The sequence below is a fragment of the Pseudomonas sp. GW821-FHT03C07 genome (assembly GCF_059420925.1).
The window spans coordinates 61,900-85,184 of the sequence record NZ_JBWKUQ010000008.1 but is presented as its reverse complement, the minus strand read 5'-3'; the positions used below and the strand labels follow the sequence as shown (position 1 = coordinate 85,184).

General features: G+C 62.1%; 24 protein-coding genes. 12 read left to right on the top strand and 12 right to left on the bottom strand.

Annotated elements, in window-relative coordinates:
• Positions 1-23 precede the first annotated feature (23 nt).
• On the top strand, positions 24-374 hold the full coding sequence (locus AC07VG_RS17290; protein WP_178129709.1) for an NADH:ubiquinone oxidoreductase: 351 nt from the start codon (positions 24-26) through the stop codon (positions 372-374).
• Between the two features lie 159 nt (positions 375-533).
• Here AC07VG_RS17290 and AC07VG_RS17285 read toward each other — a convergent pair whose 3' ends face one another.
• Together AC07VG_RS17285 and zigA are read right to left on the bottom strand one after the other, a co-directional pair.
• Entirely contained in the window at positions 534-1,184 is a 651-nt protein-coding gene (locus AC07VG_RS17285) for a DUF1826 domain-containing protein (RefSeq protein ID WP_495000216.1), read from the bottom strand.
• Positions 1,184-2,392, bottom strand: coding sequence for a zinc metallochaperone GTPase ZigA (gene zigA, locus AC07VG_RS17280; RefSeq protein WP_495021595.1), 1,209 nt, complete (start codon positions 2,390-2,392; stop codon positions 1,184-1,186). The genes AC07VG_RS17285 and zigA overlap by 1 nt, the downstream gene beginning before the upstream one ends.
• A gap of 202 nt (positions 2,393-2,594) precedes the next feature.
• Between zigA and AC07VG_RS17275 the strand changes: the two genes are divergently transcribed.
• Positions 2,595-2,975 carry a glutamine synthetase gene (locus tag AC07VG_RS17275; RefSeq protein WP_495000303.1) on the top strand — a complete coding sequence of 127 codons (381 nt, stop codon included), beginning with the start codon at positions 2,595-2,597 and terminating at the stop codon, positions 2,973-2,975.
• A gap of 159 nt (positions 2,976-3,134) precedes the next feature.
• On the opposite strand, the gene AC07VG_RS17270 is transcribed toward AC07VG_RS17275, so the two are convergent.
• Entirely contained in the window at positions 3,135-4,373 is a 1,239-nt protein-coding gene (locus tag AC07VG_RS17270; protein WP_495021594.1) for an N-acetylmuramoyl-L-alanine amidase, read from the bottom strand.
• Positions 4,374-4,500: 127 nt separating this feature from the next.
• Here AC07VG_RS17270 and folE2 point away from each other — a divergent pair, with 127 nt between their 5' ends.
• Genes folE2 through AC07VG_RS17250 form a run of 4 tightly spaced genes read left to right on the top strand, consistent with a single transcriptional unit; the run spans position 4,501 to position 7,830 of the window.
• On the top strand, positions 4,501-5,397 hold the full coding sequence (folE2, locus tag AC07VG_RS17265) for a GTP cyclohydrolase FolE2 (protein ID WP_495021593.1): 897 nt from the start codon (positions 4,501-4,503) through the stop codon (positions 5,395-5,397).
• Entirely contained in the window at positions 5,394-6,062 is a 669-nt protein-coding gene (locus tag AC07VG_RS17260; RefSeq protein WP_495021592.1) for a metal ABC transporter ATP-binding protein, read from the top strand. Before folE2 ends, AC07VG_RS17260 begins: the two co-directional genes overlap by 4 nt.
• A 2-nt stretch (positions 6,063-6,064) precedes the next feature.
• Positions 6,065-6,931, top strand: coding sequence for a metal ABC transporter permease (locus AC07VG_RS17255; protein WP_495000304.1), 867 nt, complete (start codon positions 6,065-6,067; stop codon positions 6,929-6,931).
• 11 nt (positions 6,932-6,942) lie between these two features.
• Entirely contained in the window at positions 6,943-7,830 is an 888-nt protein-coding gene (locus tag AC07VG_RS17250) for a metal ABC transporter substrate-binding protein (protein WP_495000221.1), read from the top strand.
• 159 nt (positions 7,831-7,989) lie between these two features.
• Here AC07VG_RS17250 and AC07VG_RS17245 read toward each other — a convergent pair whose 3' ends face one another.
• Positions 7,990-8,505, bottom strand: a complete 516-nt coding sequence (locus AC07VG_RS17245) for a DUF3617 domain-containing protein (RefSeq protein ID WP_495000222.1) — start codon at positions 8,503-8,505, stop codon at positions 7,990-7,992.
• A gap of 130 nt (positions 8,506-8,635) precedes the next feature.
• Between AC07VG_RS17245 and cls the strand changes: the two genes are divergently transcribed.
• Complete coding sequence (gene cls, locus AC07VG_RS17240) at positions 8,636-10,075, top strand: cardiolipin synthase (protein ID WP_495021591.1); 1,440 nt, start codon at positions 8,636-8,638, stop codon at positions 10,073-10,075.
• Between the two features lie 123 nt (positions 10,076-10,198).
• A complete protein-coding gene (locus AC07VG_RS17235) occupies positions 10,199-10,660 on the top strand; it encodes a hypothetical protein (RefSeq protein WP_495000224.1) in 462 nt (153 codons plus the stop codon).
• Here AC07VG_RS17235 and cfaB read toward each other — a convergent pair.
• The 4 genes from cfaB to bufA2 form a co-directional block, all read right to left on the bottom strand.
• Positions 10,651-11,835, bottom strand: a complete 1,185-nt coding sequence (gene cfaB, locus AC07VG_RS17230) for a C17 cyclopropane fatty acid synthase CfaB (protein ID WP_495000225.1) — start codon at positions 11,833-11,835, stop codon at positions 10,651-10,653. The genes AC07VG_RS17235 and cfaB overlap by 10 nt on opposite strands.
• A 127-nt stretch (positions 11,836-11,962) precedes the next feature.
• Complete coding sequence (locus tag AC07VG_RS17225; protein ID WP_495000226.1) at positions 11,963-12,754, bottom strand: HvfC/BufC family peptide modification chaperone; 792 nt, start codon at positions 12,752-12,754, stop codon at positions 11,963-11,965.
• On the bottom strand, positions 12,745-13,590 hold the full coding sequence (bufB, locus tag AC07VG_RS17220; protein ID WP_495000227.1) for an MNIO family bufferin maturase: 846 nt from the start codon (positions 13,588-13,590) through the stop codon (positions 12,745-12,747). Before bufB ends, AC07VG_RS17225 begins: the two co-directional genes overlap by 10 nt.
• Before the next feature lie 70 nt (positions 13,591-13,660).
• Positions 13,661-13,912: a BufA2 family periplasmic bufferin-type metallophore gene (gene bufA2, locus AC07VG_RS17215; RefSeq protein WP_495000228.1), complete on the bottom strand. Its 252-nt coding sequence runs from the start codon at positions 13,910-13,912 to the stop codon at positions 13,661-13,663.
• 687 nt (positions 13,913-14,599) lie between these two features.
• Between bufA2 and AC07VG_RS17210 the strand changes: the two genes are divergently transcribed.
• Together AC07VG_RS17210 and lpdA are read left to right on the top strand one after the other, a co-directional pair.
• Positions 14,600-14,938, top strand: coding sequence for a hypothetical protein (locus tag AC07VG_RS17210; protein WP_495000229.1), 339 nt, complete (start codon positions 14,600-14,602; stop codon positions 14,936-14,938).
• Between the two features lie 129 nt (positions 14,939-15,067).
• Positions 15,068-16,468, top strand: coding sequence for a dihydrolipoyl dehydrogenase (lpdA, locus tag AC07VG_RS17205; RefSeq protein WP_495021590.1), 1,401 nt, complete (start codon positions 15,068-15,070; stop codon positions 16,466-16,468).
• 1 nt (position 16,469) lies between these two features.
• Here lpdA and AC07VG_RS17200 read toward each other — a convergent pair whose 3' ends face one another.
• Positions 16,470-16,943 carry an Lrp/AsnC family transcriptional regulator gene (locus AC07VG_RS17200; protein WP_495000305.1) on the bottom strand — a complete coding sequence of 158 codons (474 nt, stop codon included), beginning with the start codon at positions 16,941-16,943 and terminating at the stop codon, positions 16,470-16,472.
• 143 nt (positions 16,944-17,086) lie between these two features.
• Between AC07VG_RS17200 and AC07VG_RS17195 the strand changes: the two genes are divergently transcribed.
• Together AC07VG_RS17195 and AC07VG_RS17190 are read left to right on the top strand one after the other, a co-directional pair.
• Positions 17,087-17,710 carry a LysE family translocator gene (locus AC07VG_RS17195; RefSeq protein WP_495000231.1) on the top strand — a complete coding sequence of 208 codons (624 nt, stop codon included), beginning with the start codon at positions 17,087-17,089 and terminating at the stop codon, positions 17,708-17,710.
• Positions 17,711-17,947: 237 nt separating this feature from the next.
• Complete coding sequence (locus AC07VG_RS17190) at positions 17,948-19,450, top strand: aldehyde dehydrogenase family protein (RefSeq protein WP_495021589.1); 1,503 nt, start codon at positions 17,948-17,950, stop codon at positions 19,448-19,450.
• A 56-nt stretch (positions 19,451-19,506) separates the two neighbouring features.
• Here the strand turns inward: AC07VG_RS17190 and AC07VG_RS17185 are convergent, their stop codons facing one another.
• From AC07VG_RS17185 to AC07VG_RS17175, 3 genes are all read right to left on the bottom strand, one after another.
• The gene (locus AC07VG_RS17185) at positions 19,507-21,561 is read right to left on the bottom strand and encodes a 2Fe-2S iron-sulfur cluster-binding protein (protein WP_495021588.1); all 2,055 of its coding nucleotides are present in this window, start codon (positions 21,559-21,561) and stop codon (positions 19,507-19,509) included.
• Positions 21,562-21,619: 58 nt separating this feature from the next.
• Positions 21,620-22,249 carry a glutathione S-transferase family protein gene (locus AC07VG_RS17180; RefSeq protein WP_495021587.1) on the bottom strand — a complete coding sequence of 210 codons (630 nt, stop codon included), beginning with the start codon at positions 22,247-22,249 and terminating at the stop codon, positions 21,620-21,622.
• Positions 22,250-22,378: 129 nt separating this feature from the next.
• Positions 22,379-23,281, bottom strand: coding sequence for a LysR family transcriptional regulator (locus tag AC07VG_RS17175; protein WP_495021586.1), 903 nt, complete (start codon positions 23,279-23,281; stop codon positions 22,379-22,381).
• Positions 23,282-23,285: the final 4 nt, after the last annotated feature.

The following is a 23,285-nucleotide window of genomic DNA, read 5'->3' as shown; positions in this document are numbered from 1 at the left end:
GTTCTGAAAGAGATGAAAGCATGATGCGCCTGATCTGCCTGGCGTTGCTGTTCGGCTCAGGCCAGGTGCTGGCGCAGGCCTGCGTGGTACATAGCCATGGGCAGCGGCTGGACGTCAAAGTCTGCCAGGAAAACATCAATATCCCGGCCAAGCTGTTCAGCGACGGCTTCTGCCAGCCGAACCTGCCGGGGCAGAAGGTCGAGGTCGAATACGTCGAGCAGTGCCCGGGCGGTTCGTTCGGCGTGTGCGGCAACGCGCAAGTGGCCAATATGCCTTATCGGCAGAATATCCACTATTACGGCGTGGCGACGGACGCGGCGTATCTCAAGCCGTTCTGTGAGGGCCAAAGCCAGGGCCACTGGCAAACCCCATAAGGACAACCACCGCAGATCCCAATGTGGGAGCGGAGCTTGCCCGCGAAAGGAACGCCGCGATTCTCCAGAGACACCACATCATCGTTCTTCGCGGGCAAGCTCCGCTCCCACAGGGGTTTTGTGGTGTTTACCAGGATGAGTAACTCCTGAGAGTCCGGATCAGGCCAACCAATCCAGGGTCAAGATCAACCGCCGTTCGCCCTCCGGCACCGGCGGCGAACGGTGCACCAGGCCAAAACCTTCATTGCCGTGCCAGCGCTCGCCCTTGAGCAGAGCCACGGCTCCGCTCTCCACCTGCTGGATCAGCGCTGGCTCGCCCGGCTCCGCCGTCGCATTGCCCAGCAGCCGACGATCAATCGCCCCTTCCGCCAGCCACTGGCTACCCACCCCCGCATAGGTGGTGATCAAGCGCACCGGCACATGATCGACGTGAAAACGCGGACACATCGCTTTATCCAGCACCCGCAAACGCAGGCCGATCCGCCGTGCGCCAAGCAGACAGGCATAAGCGCTGACCAGCCAGGACACATCGCTCAAGAACCCTTCATAGCCCTCAAGATCGCTAAACCCCGAGGCCAGGCCGTGCAGATTCGGCCGTGCCTCGTCATCCGGCATTTCCAGGCTCAGGGACTCGGCCAACGGCTCGTCCAATGACAACAGCAAGGTCGCGAAATCGGCAATATGCCCCGGCAACCGACGCTGCCAGACCGCCAGGTTGACCCCCTCGTCGAGAATCTCGCCCAGCACCGTCGGCGCCTCGCCCTGCACCTGCCGAATCGTCGGCCAGGCCTTCCAACTTGGCGCCAGCATCAGGCGGCCTCCTCTTCATGCCAGGGACCGAACGGATCGGGCAACGCGCTCCAACCCTCGACCCCCAGGGCCATTTCCTCATCGCTCAACAGGCAGTTATCCAGCCGCGCAGTCATCTGGGCGAAGTCGATGTTCTGCCCGATAAACACCAGTTCCTGGCGGCAATCGCCGGTTTCCGCCATCCAGTGCCCCATGATCGCCGTGACGCTTTCCGGATCCTGCGGCCACTGCGGTTTCGGCACAAAACGCCACCAGCGCCCGGCAAAACCATGACGCATCAAGCCGCCGGCCTGGGACCAACTACCGGCCTCCTGATACTTGCTGGCCAGCCAGAAAAAGCCCTTGGAACGCAGCAGCTTGCCGTTCACCCAGGGCCGGTTGATAAAGTCGAAAAAACGCTCGGGATGAAACGGCCGCCGCGCCCGGTACGCCGTGGAAGCAATGCCGTACTCCTCGGTTTCCGGCACATGCTCGCCACGCAGCTCCTGCAACCAGCCCGGCGCCTGGGCCGCGCGCTCGAAGTCGAAACGCCCGGTGTCGAGAATCTTCGCCAGCGGGATCTGGCCCATCACCATGGGCATGATTTCCGCCTGGGCGTTCAGGCGCTGCAGTATCGCCATCAACTCCTGGCGTTCGCTGCTGCTGATCAGGTCGATCTTGCTGATCAGGATCACATCGGCAAACTCGATCTGCTCGATCAACAGGTCGGTGATCGAGCGCTCATCCTCTTCACCCAGGGTTTCGCCACGGGAGGCGAGGCTTTCGGCGGCCTGGTAATCGAGCAGGAAGTTCATGCCGTCGACCACCGTGACCATGGTGTCGAGCCGGGCGACATCCGCCAGGCTCTGGCCGTTTTCATCGCGGAAGGTAAAGGTCTCGGCCACCGGCAGCGGCTCGGAGATGCCGGTGGATTCGATCAACAGGTAATCGAAACGACCGTCGCGGGCCAGCTTGCCAACCTCCTCCAGCAAGTCTTCGCGCAAGGTGCAGCAGATGCAGCCGTTGCTCATCTCGACGAGCTTTTCCTCGGCGCGGTTGAGGCTGACGTCGCGCTGGACTTCGCTGCCGTCGATATTGATCTCGCTCATGTCATTGACGATCACGGCCACCCGCAGGTTTTCGCGATTGCGCAGTACGTAATTGAGCAGGGTGCTTTTGCCGGCGCCGAGAAAGCCAGACAACACGGTCACGGGTAGACGTTGGGGCATGGGGATATTCCTCATCAGGTCGGCCGGGTCAAAGCGCCCGTTTAGGGCGTTCGCGCAACGCTTCACGCTCTCTGGCTTCGATGCACATCGGATCCGGGATTTATTTAATGTTATATTATAACAATGCAAATAATCCAATCCTCGCTTGCTCGCCACGACGAAGGGCGCAATGCTGGCGTTGACCCTGTTGCCGAGAATGTCGATGCGTGCTGCCCTGAACTATCTGCTGCCGATTCTGTTGCTGGTGGCGGCGAACGCCCAGGCCCAAGTGCCGGCCACTCCCCAGACGAGCTGTACCCGCAGCGCCAACCTGCTGGCGTGCAAGGATGCGCTGGGCAATGCCTACGGTGTCGCCACCGAGGGCAAGACGATTTACCTGCAGGGGTTTGAAGTGATCGGCAAGCGCCACTGGGCGCAGACCAGCAGCCGCTATGGGCAGTTGACGTTCTTCACCGGGATAGCCTCGGACGGTGAGGCCTGGGTCGGTTACAGCCGGCGGGTGGGCTGGACCACCCAGAACCGTTTTTCCAGTTCAGGCGGGTTGAGCAAGAAGTTTGTCTGCGATCGGATGGTGGGGTGCTAGCCCCCTAGGAGTGACGCCCCCAATTTGTAGGGGCCGGCTTGCTGGCGATGAGGCCGGCAAGTCTTGCATCGACTATTCGACCGCCATCGCCGGCAAGCCAGCTCCTACAGGGGTAACGGTCATCCAGAAACCCCGCGTCCAGCGAGCGTCAGCAGGGGGCTATACCAACCCTTCCTTCATCTGCTGCTGCCAGGCGATATAGCTGTCCGCCGGCGGGTTTTTCTCGAAGTAGCGCTTCAAGCCCTCGAACAAACCATCGGCAATCGCCTGCTGGTGCCGCGCCGTGACCAGCCGCTGGCTGTCGCGGGCATTGGAGATAAAGCCGGTTTCCACCAGGATCGAGGGCACGTCCGGCGACTTCAGCACCGCGAACCCCGCCTGCTCCACGCGCTTCTGGTGCAAGGTGGTGATGCCTTCCAGGCTGCCCAGCACGCTGTGCCCCAGTTGCAGGCTGGAAGCAATGGTGGCGTTCATCGACATGTCGAGAATCACCCCGGCCAGCATCGGGTCCTTGTCCTTGAGATTGAGCAGGCTCTGCGCGCCCAACAGGTCGGCACCGTTTTCGCGCTGGGCCATGAACCGCGCCGTGGTCGACGTCGCGCCACCTTCGGACAGAGCGAACACCGAAGCCCCCGAAGCAGTGATACGCGGCGCGGCATCGGCATGCACCGAGATAAACATGTCGGCGTTGTTCTTACGGGAGAACTCCACCCGCTTGCGCAGGGGCACGAAGAAGTCATCGTTGCGCACCAGACGCACATCGAAACCCTTCTCACGCTTGAGGCGCTTGGCCAACAATCGGCCAATGGACAACACCACATCTTTCTCGCGCTCGCCCTTCGAACCCAGCGCGCCCGGATCCTTGCCGCCATGGCCTGGGTCGACCACCACCATGATGTCGCGCTTGGGGTGGGCCTTGCCGCTCGCCTCCTCATGCCGCACCGGCGGTGGCGGGGCAACGACCGGTGCCGCCGCCAGGGCCGCCGGCGCCACGACGGCGCTGCCATGACTGGTCAGGTCGAGCACCAGCCGATGCCCCTGCGCTCCCTCGGGTGGCAACAGGAAGCTGTTGAGCTGAACCGGGCTGGCCAGGTCGAGGACGATCCGCGTATCGCCCTGGCCGAAATGCCCGGAACGGATCGAACGGATCACCGTGTTGCCCAGCGCCAATTGTCGGAAATCTCCGGTGAACTTGGCACCGCTCAGGTCGATGATCAGCCGCTCGGGCGAGGTCAGGGAAAAGGTCTTGTATTGAATCGGACCACTGAGGTCCAGCACCAGCCGCAGCTTGTTGCCGTCGCGCCACAGCCGCGCATTCTGGATCTGTGCCGCCGACAAGCCGAACGGCAGAACCACCGTGCCGGCCAATAAAAAGTTGAGCAACTGACGTCTATGCATAACAGGTACCGCGGATAAGGGAGCGTCCATGCTCGTTGTCGCTGTGTAAAGCCCCAGCAAAAAAGGCATCGTCGACTGAATGGTTATAATATAACATGTCGTTTTATTTCCGACGATGGACCTGCTCATGAATGCGTTGACGCTGCCGGATATCGCCGCGCAGTCATCCCGGCAAGCCTTGCCCCTCGAGTGGGTGGGCATGTGCGGCATTGCCCTTCCGGTCTCGATTGACGGCCACCGCCTCAGCGCCAAAGCCGATGCGGGTGTCAGCCTCGACGATGGCGAAGCGCGGGGCATTCATATGTCACGTCTGTACCTGGCCCTGGAACGACTGGAACAGGAAGACCTGACGCCCACGCTGATCCGAGAAGTGCTGCAGCAGTTTCTCGACAGCCACGACGGCCTTTCCAGCAACGCCTACCTACGCATCCATAGCGATCTGCTGCTCAAACGCCCGGCGTTGGTCAGTCCGCTGGCCGGCTGGAAAACCTATCCCGTCAGTGTCTTGGCCGAACTGAAAAACGGAGTGTTCCACGTGGAACTAAAAATTGATGTGACCTACTCATCAACCTGCCCGTGCTCGGCCGCCCTCGCCCGGCAGTTGATCCAACAGCAATTCATCACCGATTTCGCCGACAAGCCCCTGGAGCACAGTGACATCCTCAGCTGGCTCGGTGGACCGCAAGGCGTCGTCGCCACACCTCACAGTCAGCGCAGCATTGCACAATTGCAGATTCACCTGGATGAAAAAACGTATCACTTTCCCTTCGAGGCCCTGATCAACGAAGCCGAGGCCGCGGTCGGCACCGCCGTGCAGACCGCGGTGAAACGCGTGGACGAACAGGCCTTCGCCCTCGCCAATGGCCAGAACCTGATGTTCTGCGAAGACGCGGCACGCCGCCTCAACCTGGCGCTCAAGCGCTCGGAGGCGGTCAGCGGTTTCCACTTGCGGGTGGTCCACGCCGAAAGCCTGCACGCCCATGACGCCGTGGCCGAAAGCCGCTGGAACTGGAGGCAGGCATGATCCGCTGCCAAGGCCTGCGCTGGGGCGTTCCGGGCCAGCCGCTCACCCCCGCCGTGGATTTCGAACTCGCCGCCGGCAGCCTGACCGCCGTGATCGGGGCCAACGGCACCGGCAAAAGCAGCTTGTTGAAAGTCATCGCCGGGCTGCAAAAACCCCTGGCCGGCAAAGTGACCCTGGATGTTCCACGGCGCGGCAGCCTGTCGTTCCTGCCGCAGCAACAGCATCTCGACCGACAGTTCCCCATCAGTCTGCAAGAGCTGGTGGCCGCCGGGTTCTGGGGCATCAAGCAAACCCCACAGCAACGCAGTGAACGGCTGCAAGCCGTGCTCGAAGACTGGTGCCTCGCCGGCCTCGAACAGCGCCCGCTGATGGCCCTGTCCGGTGGCGAATTGCAGCGCGCCTTGCTGGCGCGGATGAGCCTGGCCGCGGCACCGATCCTGCTGCTCGACGAACCTCACGCCGCCCTCGACGAGGATGGCCAGGCCCTGCTGTGGAAACATATCCACGCCTGGCACGCGGCGGGTCGCACGCTGGTGGTGGTCTGCCATGACCTGGCCGCCGTGCGCCAACACATTCCCAGCGCCTTGCAGATCAAGAGTAGCGGTTGCGTCCTGGCGCCCAGCACCGAGCTGATCCGCCAACAACCCATTACGCAGGTAGCCTGATGTTGATATTCGCCAGCCACCTGTTGCAACCGTTCCAGGATTTCGTGTTCATGCGCCGGGCGTTAATCGGTGGCCTGGTCCTGGCCTGCAGCACCGCGCCGCTCGGGGTGTTCCTGATCCTGCGGCGCATGAGCCTGATCGGTGACGCGGTGGCCCACGGCATACTGCCGGGAGCCGCCCTGGGCTTCTGGATCGCCGGCCTCAGCCTGCCGGCCCTGACCCTCGGCGGCCTCGGCGCCGGCATGAGCATGGCCGGGCTCTCGGCCTGGATCACCCGCCGTACCGGCCTGCGCGAAGACGCCAGCCTGGCGGCGATCTACCCGATCTCCCTGGCCAGCGGCGTGCTGATCCTCGGCATCGCCGGCAAGCGCCTGGACCTGCTGCACCTGCTGTTCGGCTCGGCCCTGGCGGTGGACGGCCCGACACTGACCGGCATGCTCTGGGTCTGCGGCATCAGCCTGGTGTTGATGGCAATCATCTATCGCCCACTGCTGCTGGACACCCTCGACCCGCTGTTCCTGCAGACCGTCAGCCGCCTCGGCCCCCTCGCCCACGGGGTGTTCCTGACCCTGGTGGTGTTGAACCTGGTGATCGGTTTCCAAGCCATCGGCGCGCTGATGGTGGTCGGTCTGATGATGCTGCCGGCAATCGCCTCGCGTTTCTGGAGCCGCAACCTGCCGGTGCTGATGCTGATTGCCGCAGTGATCGGCTGTGTCTCGGTCACCCTCGGTTTGTTGCTGTCGTTCTACTACTCGCTGCCCAGCGGCCCGGCCATTGTGCTGGTGGCTGGCGGCTTCTACCTGCTGTCCGTGGTCTTCGGTCCGGTGCACGGCTTGCTGCGCCGCCCGCCCTTGCCAACATCCCAATGAGGTGTCACCCGATGCGCGCTTTACTTGTGCTGTTCAGCTCCGTGCTGGCCTTGTCACTGAACCTGTCCGCCGCCCAGGCCGCGGACAAACTCCCGGTGGTCGCCAGTTTCAGTATTCTGCGCGACATCACTCAGCAGATCGGCGGTGATCATATCGAGGTGACCGGCATGGTCGGCCCCGACGCCGACGCCCACACCTATGAGCCGACACCGGATGACGCCAAGGCCCTGCTCAACGCCAAGCTGATCGTCAAGAACGGCCTGGGCTTCGAACCCTGGCTCGACCGCCTGGTGACCAGCACCGAGACCAAGGCCCCGGTGGTCACCGCCAGCAAGGGTGTGATTTCCCACACCATGGTCGACGACGGCGAAACCATTCCCGACCCGCACGCCTGGCACAACCTGGCCAACGCCGAGTTGTATGTGAACAACATCACCAAAGCACTGATCAAGGTCGACCCGGCGAACAAGGACGACTACACCCGTAATAGCCAGGCCTACCTGAAAGAGATCTACCGCCTGTTGGCCGAAGCCAAGATCAAGCTCGGCAATCTGCCGGCCGGCAACCGTCGCATCGTCACCTCCCATGACGCCTTCGGTTACCTGGGCCAGGCCTATGGCATCCAGTTCATGGCGCCACAGGGCCTGTCCACCGAACGCGAACCGTCCGCCGCCGAAGTCGCCACGCTGATCACCCAGATCCGCAAGGACAAGGTCAAGGCCGTGTTCATGGAAAACATCAAGGACGCCCGCCTGCTCCAGCAGATTGCCGACGAAAGCGGCGCGCAGATCGGCGGCACCCTGTATTCCGACGCCCTCGCCGCCGAAGGTCCGGCCAGCACCTTTACCGGTCTGTTCGAATACAACATGAACACCCTGCACGCGGCGCTGAGCAAATAACCGCGAGGCTACCCTTGTCGATGCTCGGTCCTGCAGGAGCCAGCTTGCTGGCGATGAACGTCGCCACACCGCGCTCAGTCTGACGCCCCGCGTTATCGTTGGTGACCATCGCCAGCAAGCTGGCTCCTACAAGGTTTTGTAGCGTTTTTGCCACGTGTATCAGGTGCGCGGTTTCACCGTCCCGCAATCCTGCCCCATCCACACCGCCCGGGTTTCCATGCTGCCGTTCTGCTGAATGCCGGTGGCATTGAAGGTGCCGCTGACCTTGGTGCTGAACTCGCGGTCACTGACAAAATGCGCCACGCCAGCGCCCTGGGCCTTCGGACAACTGAAACGGAACTTCCAATCCGGCCCGTTGCGCTCGGTGACCTGCTGCTGGCAACCCGATTGCGGGTCGGTCAGCGGAATCGATTCGGAGGCCACCTGTTGCGGCGTCAGGCACACCCGTACGCCCTCGCCCCCCAGGTTGATCCCTTGCTTCTCCAGCGCCGCGCGCTGCTCCGGGGTGGTGTTCTGTTTCAGCACGCCCATAAGCATGCCGACATCCAGTTGTTGGTTCTCGACCTGCACATTACTGGAGGTCAGTTCCCACAAACCCGGTTGCAGCACCTGCGCCTGGGCAAAGGGAATCATTGAGCCAAGGACAAGGGCCAGGCCCGGCAGACGAAGGTTCATCAAGTAGCTCCTAGAGAGTGGTCCGTCTTAGACGTCAGAATCATGCTGGGGTTGCGTCAAGAATTAAATAGCGACAATAACGGCGGAACATGGTCTGTTAGAGATCGAAAACGCCTGAGCAGGATCGCCCATGGATTATTTTGGCCCACACTTTTTCGCCTACCTGATTGCCCTGATTCATTCCCTAGGCCTGATCGCCGCCATCCATGCCGTGTTGACCGTGCGCACCGCCCAGGGCGCGATCGCCTGGGCCCTGTCGCTGATGTTCATCCCGTACCTGACGCTGATTCCCTATCTGGTCTTCGGACGCAGTACCTTCGATGCCTACATCAAGGCCCGGCGTCAGGCCAACGTGGAAATGCGCAAGGCCATCGCCGACCTCAACTGGCGGCCCTGGGTCGAAGAAGCCTTGGCCGCCCGCAACTCCCAGGCCTACGCCTCACTGCGGGCCATGCCGAAACTGGGACGCATGCCCTGCCTGGCGAATAACCAAGTGCAGTTGCTGATCAACGGCGAAGCAACCTTCGAGGCAATCTTCCAGGCCATCGACCAGGCCCGGGAAGCGGTGCTGGTGCAGTTTTTCATTATCCACGACGACCCGCTCGGCCGGCGACTGCAACAAAAGCTCCTGGAAAAGGCCGCCGAAGGCGTGGCGGTCTATGTGTTGTACGACCGGATCGGCAGCCACGCCCTGCCCAACGGGTATGTCGATATCTTGCGCGAGGGCGGTGTGCAGATCCGTGCATTCGCCACCCGCAGTGGCTGGCTGAACCGCTTTCAGGTGAATTTCCGCAATCATCGCAAGGTGGTGGTGGTCGATGGCCTGGTCGGCTTCGTCGGCGGGCATAACGTCGGCGATGAATACCTCGGGGCCACGCCGCCCCTGTCGCCCTGGCGCGATACCCATGTGCAGGTCAGCGGTCCGGTGGTCGCCTGCTTGCAGGAATCGTTCGCCGAAGACTGGTTCTGGGCCTCACGCAAATTGCCGCCGCTGATCCTCCCGGAGTCCTACCCGGACGACGGCGTACTCTGCCAGTTGCTCGCCAGCGGCCCGGCCGATCCGGTGGAGACCTGTTCGCTGTTCTTCGTCGAAGCCATTCATGCGGCGCGGGAACGGGTCTGGATCACCAGTCCCTACTTCATCCCCGACGAAGCCGTGTTCGCCGCCTTGCGCCTGGCGGTGCTGCGCGGCGTGGATGTGCGCCTGCTGCTGCCCTCACGGCCGGACCACCGCATTGTCTACGCCGCCTCCAGCCTCTATGCCTTCGAAGCGGTGCGTGCCGGTGTGCGGGTGTTCCGCTACCGTCCCGGCTTCCTGCATCAGAAGGTGGTGCTGGTGGACAACGAAATCAGCGCGATCGGCAGCGCGAACCTGGACAACCGCTCGTTCCGGCTGAATTTCGAAGTGATGTTGCTGACCGTGGACGAAGCCTTCGCCCGGAAAGTCGAACAGATGCTCGAACAGGACTTTGCCCTGGCCCATGAGGTGGCCAAGGACGAAAGCCGGAAAACCCATCGCTTGCAACAGCTCGGCATGCGGGTCGCGCGGCTGATTTCACCGATTCTCTAGGCGGGCCTGAAGGATAAGTTCCAAAGGTTTGCAGGATCGGTCTGAAACCCTCGCACCGCCCTGTGGAGGATAGGAGGGTTCTTCTAAGCTGGGTGTTTCCCAGACGACCGGAAGGCCATAACGATGAAATTCACCTTCATGGGGCTGCTCTTGAGCATTGGCGCCGCCCAGGCGAGCGCGGCGCCGTCGCTCAACGTCGAGTTCGGCAAGCCCAGCTACATTCACCACCTGACCTACGAGGTGCTGTACAAGGACAAACCCTTCAAGGAGGCGACGTTGTATTACTACGACAACGGCCTCTACAAGATCGTCTCGCCCGGGGAAGAACACTACGGGGTCTATGTCGTCAAAGGCCAGTTCAGCGACGCGCAATACGCCATCAGCTACATCTCACTGCCGTCCAGCGACTGGTATGGCAATGTCGCCCTGCATGATCTGGCCTTCGACAAGGACACCGGGGTGTTCCAGCAACAGGCGCACCTGCCGTCGGACCAGAACATTGCCCCCCAGCACGGTAGCTACCGCCTGGAGAGCAATGGGTTGGCCGACCCGTTGCCCATCAAATGGCAAACTCCTCAACGATAAAGATCGTCGCGGGTCCAGGGCAGGTTGTGGCTGCCGTCGGCGAAGGCCTTCACCGCCAGGATCTGGTGCAGGTTGATCCAGCCTTTTTCGAAGGCGTAGGCGCAACCGGCCAGGTACAGCCGCCAGATCCGCAGGGCCTGTTCCGGCACCTCGCGCCCCGCCGCCGCCAGGTTGTTTTCCAGGCGTTGACTCCACTGGTCCAAGGTGCGCGCGTAGTGCAGGCGCAAGCTCTCGACGTCGACCACTTCCAGGCCGGCCTCGCTGATTTGCGCGGTAATCATCGACACATGCGGCAACTCGCCATTGGGGAACACATAACGATCGATGAAGTCGCCAGCACCGCGTCCCACCGGACGCCCGTCGGTGTGTTTGGCGGTAATGCCATGGTTCATCACCAGGCCGCCTTCGCGCACGGCGCCAAACAGGATCTCGCAGTACTGCTTGAGGTTGGCATGGCCGACATGTTCGAACATGCCGACGCTGACCACCTTGTCGAAGCGACCGTCCTGGGGCAGGTCACGGTAATCGAGCAGTTGCAGGTCGACCTTGTCCTGCAGGCCCTCGGCGGCGACACGCTGCTTCGCCAGCGCCAGCTGTTCCTTGCTCAGGGTGATACCGAACACCTTGACCCCGAACTCCCGCGCCGCATAGCGCGCCAGCCCGCCCCAACCGCAGCCGACATCCAGCAGGTACTCGCCGGGCTGCAGGCGCAGCTTGCGGCACAGATGGCGGAATTTGGCTTGCTGGGCTTCCTCGAGGGTCGCGTCGGCGCTTTCGAAGTAGGCACAGGAATAGACCATCTCGCGGTCCAGCCAGAGCTGGTAGAAGGCGTTGGAAAGGTCGTAATGGTAGGAAATCGAAGCGGCGTCGGTTTCCTTGTCGTGGGCCAGACGCGCCGGCGGGTTGTCCCCTTCATCCTCCAGCAAGGCCTGACTCAGTTCGTCGCAGACCCGCACGACTTCACGGATCGACCCTTCAAGTTCCAGCTTGCCTTCAACAAAGGCACTGCCCAGCAAGTCCAGCGTGGGATGAGTGAATTGCGCGACCAGTTGTGGGTCCTTCACAATGATCGTGACACTGGGCGTTGGCCCGAGATTGATTTCGTGGCCGTCCCAGAGTCTCAGGCGAAGCGGTAGCTGAAGATTCTGTAAGGCCGGTGGAAGTTGCGCGAGCATGAATTATCCCCCTTGTTTCAGACGTCTGAATTAAGGGTAGCGCATTCACGGGAACTGTCAGCCTATCGAGATAATAGACTCGATCTATGGATTTTGCCCGCCAGCGCTGCCGCGGGAAATGGCGGCGTCAAAGCGTGCGGACTTGAGAGACCAGGCCGTCGTTCACCCATTGTTTGAGCCAACTGACCGCTTGCAAGGGCGCACCCTCTCCCAGACTGACCGCCAGCTCGGCGCACAGTTCGGCGAAACTCCAACCGGCCTGCAGCATGCCACCCAGGGCCAGGGCTTCTGCTGGCTCAAGGCTGCGGTACTGGCAGACCAGGCCGGCACGCCAGACCAGGCAAACCTGGGGCTGTTCCAGTTCGAGACTGTCAGGGAATTGCGCCTCGGCCTTGACCGCCCGCCACATCGCCAGGCTGTTGAAGCGGCCGTCGAGCCATTGGACGCTGGGCAGCAGTGCCAAGCGCAGCTGCGGCCAGGCTTCGGCCGGCAAGGTGGCCATGCTCTCCAGGGTCAGAGGCTCACCCGGCAAGGCATCGAACGCCAGGGTAAAGGCCCATTCCAGGCGAATCAGTTCCGCCAGAGGCGCGCCTTGAGCCGGTACCAGATGGCGCAGGACAAAAGCTTCAAAGCCGGCTCCCAGCCAGCGCAGGCTGTAATGCGACGAGGGGCATTCACGCAGGTAGGCGGCGGTCAGCGCATCAAACTCTTCGTCACCCAGCCAGTGCCAGACCGTCGGGAAGTCGCTGCGCAGGGCTTCCTGCAAACGGGCGCGGTAGGCGTTGTGGTAGATGGCCAGACCCGTTTCGACATCCAGGGTCGGCCCACCGATCAGGCTGGCACCCAATGGCGCGTCGGCGCTGGCATCGTCCCCCAGCAGGTAGCGCTCAAAGGCCAGTTGCCAGTCGTTCAGGCGCATAGCGACCTCCGGCCCAGGGCCGCGCGGCCCAACTCGCGGGCCTTGTCCAACTCGTCCACCAGCTCGGCCAGCGGCGGGAAGTGATCGTCGCGCTCCAGCAAGGTCGCCACCGGGCCCAAGTGTTCAAGGGTCCGCTGATACAGCTCCCAGACCGGATCACAGACCGGATGATCATGGGTGTCGATCACGTAGTCGCCATAGTCGGCATGTCCGGCCAGGTGCAACTGGCGGATCTTCTGTGCCGGCAGGCCGCGGATAAAGGTCCAGGGGTCGAAACCGTGATTGCGCCCACTGACATAGACATTGTTCACGTCCAGCAGCAGCTCGCAGTCGCTCAGGCGGCTCAGGGCTTCGAGAAACTCCCACTCGGAAAATTCATCATCCGCGGCGCGCACGTAACTGGAAACATTTTCCAGCACCAGCGGCTGTTGCAGCACGTCCTGCACCTGACGGACACGACTTGCAACGTAATACAGGCTTTCTTCGGTGTAAGGCAGCGGCAGCAGGTCATGCAACTGATGAGCGTTGCCGCGGCTCCAGCACAAATGGTCGGAAATCCACGCGGGATTGACCCGCCCGGCCAATTGCTTGAGTTGTTTGAGGTACTGCATATCCAGCTCATGGGGCCCGCCGATGGACAGCGACACGCCATGCATCACCAGCGGATAACGCTCGGCGATGGCATCCAGGTAATACAGCGCCTTGCCGCCCTGGACCAGGTAATTCTCGGAAACGATCTCGAACCAGTCCACCGCGGGCGACTGCTCGAGGATTTCCTGGTGATAGTGACTGCGCAAACCCAGGCCATAACCCAGGCAGGGACGGGAAACGGACATACTGGACTCCTCGCTGAGGTGTCCGCAGCGGCATCGGGGGCCGGCCGCTGCGGGTGCACTCGGTCGCCGCTTATTCGCCGACTTTGCCGCCGGCTTTGTCACAAGCCGACTTGGTCATGGCCTTGAAGCCCATGCCTTTGCAGGAGCCCATGCCTTTGCAGGCGTGGTCCTTGGTCTTGCAGTCATTCTGGCCTTTGCAGGCGTTGACGCCATAGCAGTGAACCTGGGCATCGGCGGCCGACGCCTGGGTAACGACACCGGCAAACAGAGTGGCGGCGGCGAGAGCGAGTGCGGCACCAGCAGCGACGGTTTTGATCGACATGATTGTTATCCTCAGAGTGCGTTAGGGGTATCGGTCCGAACGGAATGTTCAGTCTCGACATGGCACTAGAGAGCGGTCGCCGCCGGCCGTTACAGGTCCTTGCAATTTTTTTTGAAAATAATCTTCGTCACCCCCTCCCCCTCGTCGCCCGACAGCTCCTGTCAGGGATGGCCTGCTGAAGTATTGCGTTACTCCATAACATAAGTTTCCTGACACTGAATAATGGAGCAATGCTTGACCGCTGTCACCCGTCTATTAACTAACCCAACAATATGGAAAGCACTGACATTGATTTATCTGATATCCCACTATTCGAAACAACCAGAAAAATTACCATCCGCAAACAAGGCGCTCATGTAACAAAATTCAACATCTGCGTGACTTGATTGGTGTCCTGGCAATGACTAACATCCCACTGACATCAAATAGCCCTGCTGGTTCATTAAAAACTTCGTAAGTTCCAGTATTGAAAAGCGTCTGCCAATGGTTGCGCACTGCGCCTAACCCATTGAATAGACGGCTCGATAGCCTGAAAACCTTATGTATCCCCGTGCGCTTCAAACGGCACGGGGCCAGATAACTTATAACTATATGCCTCACCCTTAAAACACTTGATCCCCCTTGTGCGCGCCGCCGACTAATAACATGCCCAACACTCGGCGCGCACACTTGAGCGACGGAGCCGCCATGAGCCATACCTTGAGTGAATACCATTACTTTCAACGTCCATTGGGGACGGTCCCGGGTGCTGAAACTTCCAGTTGCCTGACCATCAATCAAGCGGGTTCGCCCCTGGGCCTGAGTAATCTGCTGGACTTGATCAGTCACGAAATCAGCCGGGAAAACAATCAACAGATTCACCGGCTCACCTTCAAAAGCGGCCAGACACTTTGCATAAAGGCCGACTCGCAGCTGATCACCATCCGAGGACGACGGATCAATTTCCACGCCGACCCGGCGTATCCCTACACCACCTTTCTGGAAGATCCGGCCCGCGTCGGCAACAGTAAGACGCGCTCCAGGTGACCCTGTGCCTTGACGACCTATCGACGCATGATGCCTTGACCAGAGTTGCGCACAAGGACAATATTATGATCATAATATTTTATGACACCTACCTTCGTCCTCAACGCGGTGTCGCCCAGGAGAACAGTCATGAGCAGCTACGACGTCATCATCATCGGGGGCGGACCCGGAGGCTATAACGCCGCCATTCGCGCCGGCCAACTGGGCTTGAAGGCCGCCTGCGTGGAGGGGCGGGCGACCCTCGGCGGGACCTGCCTGAACGTCGGCTGCATGCCGTCCAAGGCCCTGCTCCACGCCTCCGAGCTCTACGCATCGGCGATGGGCAGCGAGTTCGCCAACCTCGGGATCGAGGTCAGGCCCCATCTCAACCTCGCGCAGATGATGAAACAGAAAGACCAGAGCGTGGCCGGACTGACCCAGGGCATCGAATACCTGTTTCGCAAGAACAAGGTTGAGTGGATCAAGGGCTGGGGACGGATCGCCGGCCCCGGCAAGGTCCTGGTGAGCGCCGCCGACGGCAGCGAAACCACCTTGCAGGCCAAGGACATCGTGATAGCCACCGGCTCCGAGCCGACGCCGCTACCAGGCGTCGACATCGACAACCGGCGCATCCTCGACTCCACCGGCGCGCTGTCGTTGCCCGAGGTGCCCAAACATCTGGTGGTGATCGGCGCCGGGGTCATCGGCCTGGAACTGGGCTCGGTATGGCGTCGGCTCGGTAGCCAGGTCACGGTGGTCGAATACCTGGACCGGATCTGCCCCGGTGTCGACGTGGAAGCCGGCAAGACCTTGCAACGTTCGTTGAGCAAACAAGGCATGCGCTTCCTGCTGGGTTCCAAGGTCACCAGCGCCACCCGCTCGGCGACCGGCGTGCAGTTGCGCGTGGAACCGGCGACCGGCGGCGAAGCGCAGTTGATCGACGCCGACTACGTGCTGGTGGCCATCGGTCGTCGTCCCTACACGCAAGGGCTCGGGCTGGAGAGCGTCGGGCTTGCCACCGACAAACGCGGCATGCTGGCCAACCAGGACCATCGCACCGAGGCGACGGGGGTCTGGGTGATCGGCGATGTCACCAGCGGCCCGATGCTCGCGCACAAGGCCGAAGACGAAGCCATGGCCTGCATCGAGCAGATCGTCGGCAAGGCCGGTGAAGTCAACTATGCGCTGATCCCCAGCGTGATCTACACCCGGCCGGAACTGGCCAGTGTCGGCAAGACTGAAGAGCAGCTCAAGGCCGAAGGCCGCGCCTACAAGGTCGGAAAGTTCCCCTTCAGCGCCAACAGTCGATCCAAGATCAATCACGAGACCGAGGGCTTCGCCAAGGTCCTGGCCGACGCGCACAGCGATGAAGTGCTCGGCGTCCACCTGGTGGGCCCGAGTGTCAGCGAGATGATCGGCGAGTACTGCGTGGCCATGGAGTTTTCCGCCTCGGCCGAAGATATCGCCCTCACCTGCCACCCGCATCCGACCCGCTCCGAAGCGTTGCGCCAGGCGGCAATGAACGTCGAAGGCCTGGCCACGCAGATCTGAGTCAATCGGGCAGGTGATTCAACGGCAGCGGTCCGGGCGCCTTAACCGCCTGGATCGCGAAGTTGCTGCGAATATCACGCACACCGGGCAGGCGCAGCAATTGGCCATTGAGGAAGCGTTCATAAGCCCGCAGGTCGGGCACCACCACTTGCAGCAGAAAGTCCGACTCGCCTGAGACCAGAAACGCCGAGATCACTTGCGGTAAAGCCATGACCGCCAAGCGGAAGGCCTCGGCGTCAGCCTCGTGGTGCCGCTCGACCTTGACCCCGACGAACACCGTCAAACCCAGCCCGACTTCATCACGATCCAGATTCACCTGATAGCCGCGAATCACCCCCGCGTCTTCAAGCATGCGCACCCGACGCAGGCACGGTGACGCCGAAAGGCCGATCTCGGCCGCCAGCTCGACATTGCTCAGGCGTCCATCCCGTTGCAAAGCCGCGAGGATTTTACGGTCGTAGGCATCGAGTTTGATGGTTGGCATATCCGGCTACTCGTTTCGACTATATTGGCAGGAAGTTCCAATTCTAAGCCTTTCAGAGGTTGAATACGCAAGCACCTGCCCTGGCCTTCCGACATAAAATTTTCTCCAGTTACCCTCCTTGGAGAAACAGCACGATGCTCCTCTACCTGTTCGCACTGGCGATGGTTTATCTGCTTCCCGGCCCCGACATGATTCTGCTGCTGCAAACCGGCGCCCGGCATGGCCGTAGCCAGGCCCTGACCACCGCCCTCGGCCTGGGTATCGCCCGCGCCTGCCATGTCGGGCTGGCGGCCCTGGGGTTGGCGGCACTGTTCAAGGCCGCGCCGTGGACCTTCGATGTCGTGCGCCTGGCGGGTGCCGCCTATCTGCTATGGATCGGCATCCGTATGCTCAGGCCCGGTTCACTGGCGTTGTTGAGCACGGCTCACGAGGGCGCCCAACGGACCTTGAGCTGGCGCGCCGCCTTGCAACAAGGCCTGCTCACCAATCTGCTGAACCCCAAGGCATTGCTGTTCTGCTCGGTGCTGCTGCCACAATTCATCGACGCCCAGGCCGGCCCGGTGGCCGCGCAGTTCCTTGGGCTCGGCGTGACCCTGGTGGCGGTCGGACTGCTGTTCGACAGTTGCTACGCCCTGGCCGGCGCCTGGATCGGCCAATGGCTGGACAAGAGCCCACGGGCGCAACGTCTGCAGCAATGGTTGTTCGGCGGCCTGTTGATCGGCTTTGCCGTCCGCTTGGCGTTTATCCAGCAAGCCTGAGGGGCTGGCTACCTTGCTCCTGACACAACACCGACCTTGTGGGAGCCGGCTTGCCGGCGATGAGGCCCTTGAGCCTTGTACCGCCTGAACGGCCACCATCGCCAGCGAGCCGGCTGCTACAGGGCGTGCTCCGCCTGGATGCAACGTCGTGCAAAAGAAACGCCGTTAACAGGTGAGCCGGCGGCGTTTTTCTTATACATTTTGCCTCTACTACTTCCCTGGATTCGTTCTCCCATCATGACCAGCACGCTCGATCGTCTTATCGCCGGCACGCCGATTCTCTACGCGGGTAACCGGGTTTCCCCGGTACCGCCGGAATTGGCCGAGCGTTTCCAGCCGGGCGATCATTTGCTGGTGGACCAGTCCAGTGGTGAACTGCTGTTGATCCCCCACGCTGTGCAACAGATCGCGACCCAGGCCATCGACACCGCGAAAAGCGCGTTCACCGCGCTGGCCCAGGTCTCGGACGAGGCCATCAGCCAGTTCTTCGATCTGTTCGCCCAACATCTGGAAACACCGACTTCCTGGGCCCTGATCGAGGCCGCGAACCAGGCCGATATCGCGCAAGCCAAGGCACGCGGGCGCTCCACCACCCGTCTGCTGGCAAGCGAGGCCATGCGCCGTGACATGATCGCCGGGCTACGCGCCTGGCGTGATGCGCCGCTGATTCGCGGCCGGGTTCGCGAGGCCGTGGAACACGAAGGCTGGAAGGTCGAACAGGTCGTCGCGCCCCTGGGTGTGGTGGCGTTTGTCTTTGAGGGTCGACCGAATGTGTTTGCCGATGCCGCCGGTGTCCTGCGTACCGGCAATACCGCGGTGCTGCGGATCGGCAGCGATGCCCTCGGCACGGCCCAGGCGATAGTCCGCCATGCGCTCGACCCGGCGCTGCGCGAAGCCGGTTTGCCAGCGGGCGCGGTATCGCTGGTGGAAAGCAGTGACCGCGCGGCCGGCTGGGCGATGTTCGCCGACCGCCGCCTGTCCCTCGCGGTGGCCCGGGGTTCAGGCCATGCCGTGAAACAACTCGGCGGGATCGCCCAGCAGGCCGGCACCGTGGTCAGCCTGCACGGCACCGGCGGCGCCTGGCTGGTGGCCCATCAGGACGCCGATGCCGGACGTTTTGCCGAAGTGGTGCGCAACTCACTGGATCGCAAGGTCTGCAACACCCTTAACGTCTGCCTGATCCATCGTCAACGCGCGGCCGAACTGGTGCCGCTGTTTCTCGATGCACTGAAGGCCGCCGGCGAGGCACGCGGCCAACGCTGCAAGCTGCATATCGTCAGTGGCGATGAAAGCGTGCTGCCCGCCGAGTGGCTGCAAGCACGGGTGCAGGTCCAGCGTGCCGAAGGTTATGAGGAAGAAGCACAAACCGAATCATTGCCCGAAGACCAACTGGGCCGTGAGTGGGAGTGGGAAGAGACCCCGGAAGTCAGCCTGAAAATCGTCGACGACCTGGATCAGGCAATTGCCCTGTTCAATCGTTACAGCCCGCAGTTCACCGTGTCGCTGATCAGCGCCGAGCGTGCTGCCCATGACTACTTCTACAACAGCATCAATGCGCCCTTTGTCGGCGACGGCTTCACCCGCTGGGTCGATGGCCAGTACGCGCTGAACAAGCCGGAGCTGGGGCTTTCGAACTGGGAGAACGGGCGCTTGTTTGCCCGTGGAGCGATCCTGTCCGGGGATGGGGTATTTACCCTGCGTAGCCGGATGAGCCAGATCGATACCCGCCTGCGGCGCTGAAAAGGCCTTCTGTAAGACCAACTGGCTACGGTGAATGCACCGCCGCTGGCACGCCGTTACAGGTCCAACACCAACGGCTCCGCACCTTGCGCCGGAATCGCGCAACAAATCAGCACCTGCCCCTCGCCCGGCAACTCCGCGGGCGGTTGTGGATAATGCACCTGCCCGCTGATCAAACGGGTGCTACAGGTTCCACAAGACCCACCCCGACAACTGAACTCCGGCTGTAAACCCCGGCTTTCCGCCAACACCAACAAGCTCTCACCTTGCGCTAGCCAGCGCGCCTCCTTGCCCGAACGATGGAACACCACCGGCACCGACTGCGTAGCCGCCGGCGGCTGCTCGATCTGCGGCACACCCGGATCCTGTCGGCGGCGCAACGTCGAGGGACCGAAAGTCTCCGCATAAATACGCTCATCGCGGATATCCATATCGCGCAGTTGGTCATACAGGCCCTGGGTAAAACCACCCGGACCGCATAGAACAAAATCCACTGAGTCATAGTCATCGACCATCAGCACTGCCTTCAGCACCTCGACATCGAGTCGACCTTGCAGATGGTAATCCTCGCCCGGCACCGCCTCGGGCTCCGGCTGGCTCAACAGTCGTACCACTTGGACCGTATCGCCCGCACGCGCCATCAGTTCATCCAGCTCAGCCCTGAACGGCAGTTCCGCCAACGACCGGGCGCTGTGGAACAAAACCGTAGGCCGCATGCGCCGGGTGCGCTTGCCCTGGTACACCACCTCCCGCAACATCGACAGCAAGGGCGTAATGCCCACCCCAGCCGCAAGCAATACCAACGGGCGCTGCTCATGGGTCGCCACGGTGAAATGCCCCTGCGGTGCACGCGCCTCAATCACATCACCGACCTTGAGCTGCTCATGCACATGGGACGACACCCGACCGTCGCGTTTGACGCTGATCCGGCAGAACCCATCCGACGGCGCGCCCGACAGGCTATAGGTACGAATCTGCCTCTGCTCGCCCAGGTCGAAACGCAGCGGCAGATGCTGCCCGGCCTGAAACACCGGCAGCCCCGCCCCATCCGTCGGCTCCAGGTAAAGCGAACGAATATTGCGACTTTCCTCGACAATCCGGCTGATCCGCAAAGGCCGCCAGGCGTTGCCCAACGCCTCGGCTTGCAAGCGTGCAGCGGCCTGATCCCAGCTGCCGGTCATCAGGCTGTTGGGGGAAAAGCCCGCGAACTTCCAACGCAGGGTCGATGCCGCCGGGCGCCACACACAATGTTCCACGTGGAACGTCCACAAACGTTCGGCACCCTGGAAGGCTTTCACCAACGGTCCTTCGAGAATCACCTCGGTGCGTCCGCTGAGTTGCAACAGGTCACCCGTATTGAAATCGATAAACAACAAGCCGGCGTGGGGATTGATCAGCAGATTGCCCAAGGTATTGAAGTGCAGGTTACCGGCAAAATCCGGGATCGTCAGGCAGTCGCCCTCAACCCGGACAAAACCGCTTTGCCCGCCACGGTGGGAGACGTCCACGGAACGGGCTCCATCGATATCCACATAACTGGCAACGAAGAACGTATCGGCGGCATGGATCATTGCCGCGGCCTCGGCGTCCAACCCTGACGAGCGATAGACCACTTGCGTGGCCGGGCCCGACACCGGCACCCGTTCGAACTGACGCAACTGGATGTACTGCGGGCAGTTGCCGAAGGCATGTTCCACAGCCACGCTCAGGGTTTGTTCAGTCAGCGCCGCAACACGTCCATTGATCCGGTTGCGCCGCCGGGTATGCAGTTCCATTCCCAGCAAGCCGATAGCCGCACCGGCTCGCAGCGCTGAGTGAGTGGGATCCGCGACCTGGGGAAAACTCGCCACTTGCAGTAGCCTGGGCTCGGGAGAACAGGCAAACCCGGGCTCGCCTTCAAACAGGCTCGCCCAGGGATTGCCCTGATCGTCCACAGTGCCGAACAGCAGGAACGGCAACTGACGATAGAAGTCACGATGCTGGTCCGGCATATAGTCGCGGATCACCTTGGGGCCCAGCTCAGCCATCCGTTCGGCGACACCGACCCGGGCCTGCATCTGCAACTCGCCGACATGCCAGGGGGATGCGCTGGATGGGCTGTGTCTGTTCATTGCGACTTCTCCACGGGAAAGCCCTCCCGACCGAAGTGAGCGGGAGGTCGCACTGACCTCAGGCGGTCTGCAATCCGGCGACGGTGCGCGGCATCGGCACAAATCCCGGCAAGGCTTCGATCCGCGCCAACCAGGCCCGGACATTGGGGTAGTCCGCCAGCGAGACATTGCCTTCCGGCGCATGGGCGATATAGCTGTAACCGGCGACATCGGCGATGGTCGCTGTGTCACCCACCAGGTAGGACGACTGACTCAGTTCCTGCTCAACGACCTTGAGCAAGGCATGGGAACGGCTGATCGCCTCCTCCGCGTCAAAGGCCGCACCGAAGACCGTGATCAACCGGGCCCGGGCCGGACCGAAGGCGATCGGCCCCGCTGCCACCGACAGCCAGCGTTGCACCTGGGCGGCGCCGAGCGGATCGGTGGGCAGCCAGCGGCCTTGCCCGTACTTGAGCGCCAGGTACACCAGAATCGCCGCGGAGTCGGCGAGGACCAGACCTTGATCATCGATGACCGGCACTTGGCCGAAGGCATTCAGCGCCAGGTATTCCGGGGTTTTATGGGCACCGCTGGGCAGGTCCACATGAATCAGCTCCACCGGCAGACCGAGCAGGGACAACATCAGTTCGGCACGATGAGCATGGCCGGAACGGGAAAAATTGTAGAGTTTGATGGAGGGCTGGGACATGGTGGGACTCCACGAGGGCAGAAGCGCAACCCGGGATGGTTCGCGCTGATCGAGTGATCTTGCTCCTTCAGCGAAAACCGCAGAATCACCAGAAACGGCAATCCATTCTTTCAAAAAATGAAATGCCGATCAGCCTTTCAGGTTCGGGTGGTCGCGCAAGGCCGCGACCACGAAATCGACAAAGCTGCGCACCCGCACAGAGACCGTACGGCCGCCTTGATACACCACGTGGATTGGCAGCGGCGGTAACTCGAAGTCTTCCAGCACGATCTCCAGCTCGCCAGTGGCCAGCTTGTCCGCGACTTGATAAGACAGTACCCGGGTCAGGCCAAAACCCAGGCAGGCGGCGTGGATCGCCGCCCGATTTGCGGTCAGCGCCAACCGTGGTTCCAGACGGATGCTCAAGGGTTTGTCACCCTCGAGGAACTGCCAGCTCCTGACCTGCGAAGCCGACGCGGCCATAACGATCTGTGCCTGACGCAACTCGTCCGGATGACGGGGACGGCCCTGTTTATCCAGATAGGCCGGTGCAGCGCAGACCACCCGGCGCACTTGCCCTACCTTGACGGCGTGATAACCACTGTCGGGCAACTCACCAATGCGCACCGCAACGTCAATCCCGTCCTCGACCATGGGCACCACGCGATCCAGCAGCAGCGCGTTGATATCCACCGCCGGATACTGCGCCAGGTAACGCACCATCACCGGCGTAACGTACAACTCACCGAACAGCACCGGCGCGGTCATGGTTAGCTGGCCGCTGGGGCGCGCGTGACTGTCGGCGGCCGAGGCTTCGGCTTCCTCCATCGCGGCGAGGATGCGCCGGCAATCTTCCAGATAACGTTGCCCGGGTTCGGTCAGGTGTACATTGCGCGTGGTGCGAACCAGCAACTGGGCGCCAATCCGCTTTTCCAGCGCCGCCACCGCCCGGGTGACGCTCGGCGCCGAGAGGCTCAGGCGCCGCGCCGCCGCCGCGAAGCCCTGCTCCTGGGCGACGGCGATAAACACCTGCATTTCCTGGAATCTATCCATGGGC

What these genes read in the sequence shown, in the direction of transcription:
- AC07VG_RS17290 (WP_178129709.1), top strand. Translation starts at nt 24, where the DNA reads ATGCGCCTGATCTGCCTGGCGTTGCTGTTCGGCTCAGGCCAGGTGCTG.
- AC07VG_RS17285 (WP_495000216.1), bottom strand. Translation starts at nt 1,184, where the DNA reads ATGCTGGCGCCAAGTTGGAAGGCCTGGCCGACGATTCGGCAGGTGCAG.
- zigA (WP_495021595.1), bottom strand. Translation starts at nt 2,392, where the DNA reads ATGCCCCAACGTCTACCCGTGACCGTGTTGTCTGGCTTTCTCGGCGCC.
- AC07VG_RS17275 (WP_495000303.1), top strand. Translation starts at nt 2,595, where the DNA reads ATGCGTGCTGCCCTGAACTATCTGCTGCCGATTCTGTTGCTGGTGGCG.
- AC07VG_RS17270 (WP_495021594.1), bottom strand. Translation starts at nt 4,373, where the DNA reads ATGCATAGACGTCAGTTGCTCAACTTTTTATTGGCCGGCACGGTGGTT.
- folE2 (WP_495021593.1), top strand. Translation starts at nt 4,501, where the DNA reads ATGAATGCGTTGACGCTGCCGGATATCGCCGCGCAGTCATCCCGGCAA.
- AC07VG_RS17260 (WP_495021592.1), top strand. Translation starts at nt 5,394, where the DNA reads ATGATCCGCTGCCAAGGCCTGCGCTGGGGCGTTCCGGGCCAGCCGCTC.
- AC07VG_RS17250 (WP_495000221.1), top strand. Translation starts at nt 6,943, where the DNA reads ATGCGCGCTTTACTTGTGCTGTTCAGCTCCGTGCTGGCCTTGTCACTG.
- AC07VG_RS17245 (WP_495000222.1), bottom strand. Translation starts at nt 8,505, where the DNA reads ATGAACCTTCGTCTGCCGGGCCTGGCCCTTGTCCTTGGCTCAATGATT.
- cls (WP_495021591.1), top strand. Translation starts at nt 8,636, where the DNA reads ATGGATTATTTTGGCCCACACTTTTTCGCCTACCTGATTGCCCTGATT.
- AC07VG_RS17235 (WP_495000224.1), top strand. Translation starts at nt 10,199, where the DNA reads ATGAAATTCACCTTCATGGGGCTGCTCTTGAGCATTGGCGCCGCCCAG.
- cfaB (WP_495000225.1), bottom strand. Translation starts at nt 11,835, where the DNA reads ATGCTCGCGCAACTTCCACCGGCCTTACAGAATCTTCAGCTACCGCTT.
- AC07VG_RS17225 (WP_495000226.1), bottom strand. Translation starts at nt 12,754, where the DNA reads ATGCGCCTGAACGACTGGCAACTGGCCTTTGAGCGCTACCTGCTGGGG.
- bufB (WP_495000227.1), bottom strand. Translation starts at nt 13,590, where the DNA reads ATGTCCGTTTCCCGTCCCTGCCTGGGTTATGGCCTGGGTTTGCGCAGT.
- bufA2 (WP_495000228.1), bottom strand. Translation starts at nt 13,912, where the DNA reads ATGTCGATCAAAACCGTCGCTGCTGGTGCCGCACTCGCTCTCGCCGCC.
- AC07VG_RS17210 (WP_495000229.1), top strand. Translation starts at nt 14,600, where the DNA reads ATGAGCCATACCTTGAGTGAATACCATTACTTTCAACGTCCATTGGGG.
- lpdA (WP_495021590.1), top strand. Translation starts at nt 15,068, where the DNA reads ATGAGCAGCTACGACGTCATCATCATCGGGGGCGGACCCGGAGGCTAT.
- AC07VG_RS17195 (WP_495000231.1), top strand. Translation starts at nt 17,087, where the DNA reads ATGCTCCTCTACCTGTTCGCACTGGCGATGGTTTATCTGCTTCCCGGC.
- AC07VG_RS17190 (WP_495021589.1), top strand. Translation starts at nt 17,948, where the DNA reads ATGACCAGCACGCTCGATCGTCTTATCGCCGGCACGCCGATTCTCTAC.
- AC07VG_RS17185 (WP_495021588.1), bottom strand. Translation starts at nt 21,561, where the DNA reads ATGAACAGACACAGCCCATCCAGCGCATCCCCCTGGCATGTCGGCGAG.
- AC07VG_RS17180 (WP_495021587.1), bottom strand. Translation starts at nt 22,249, where the DNA reads ATGTCCCAGCCCTCCATCAAACTCTACAATTTTTCCCGTTCCGGCCAT.
- AC07VG_RS17175 (WP_495021586.1), bottom strand. Translation starts at nt 23,281, where the DNA reads ATGGATAGATTCCAGGAAATGCAGGTGTTTATCGCCGTCGCCCAGGAG.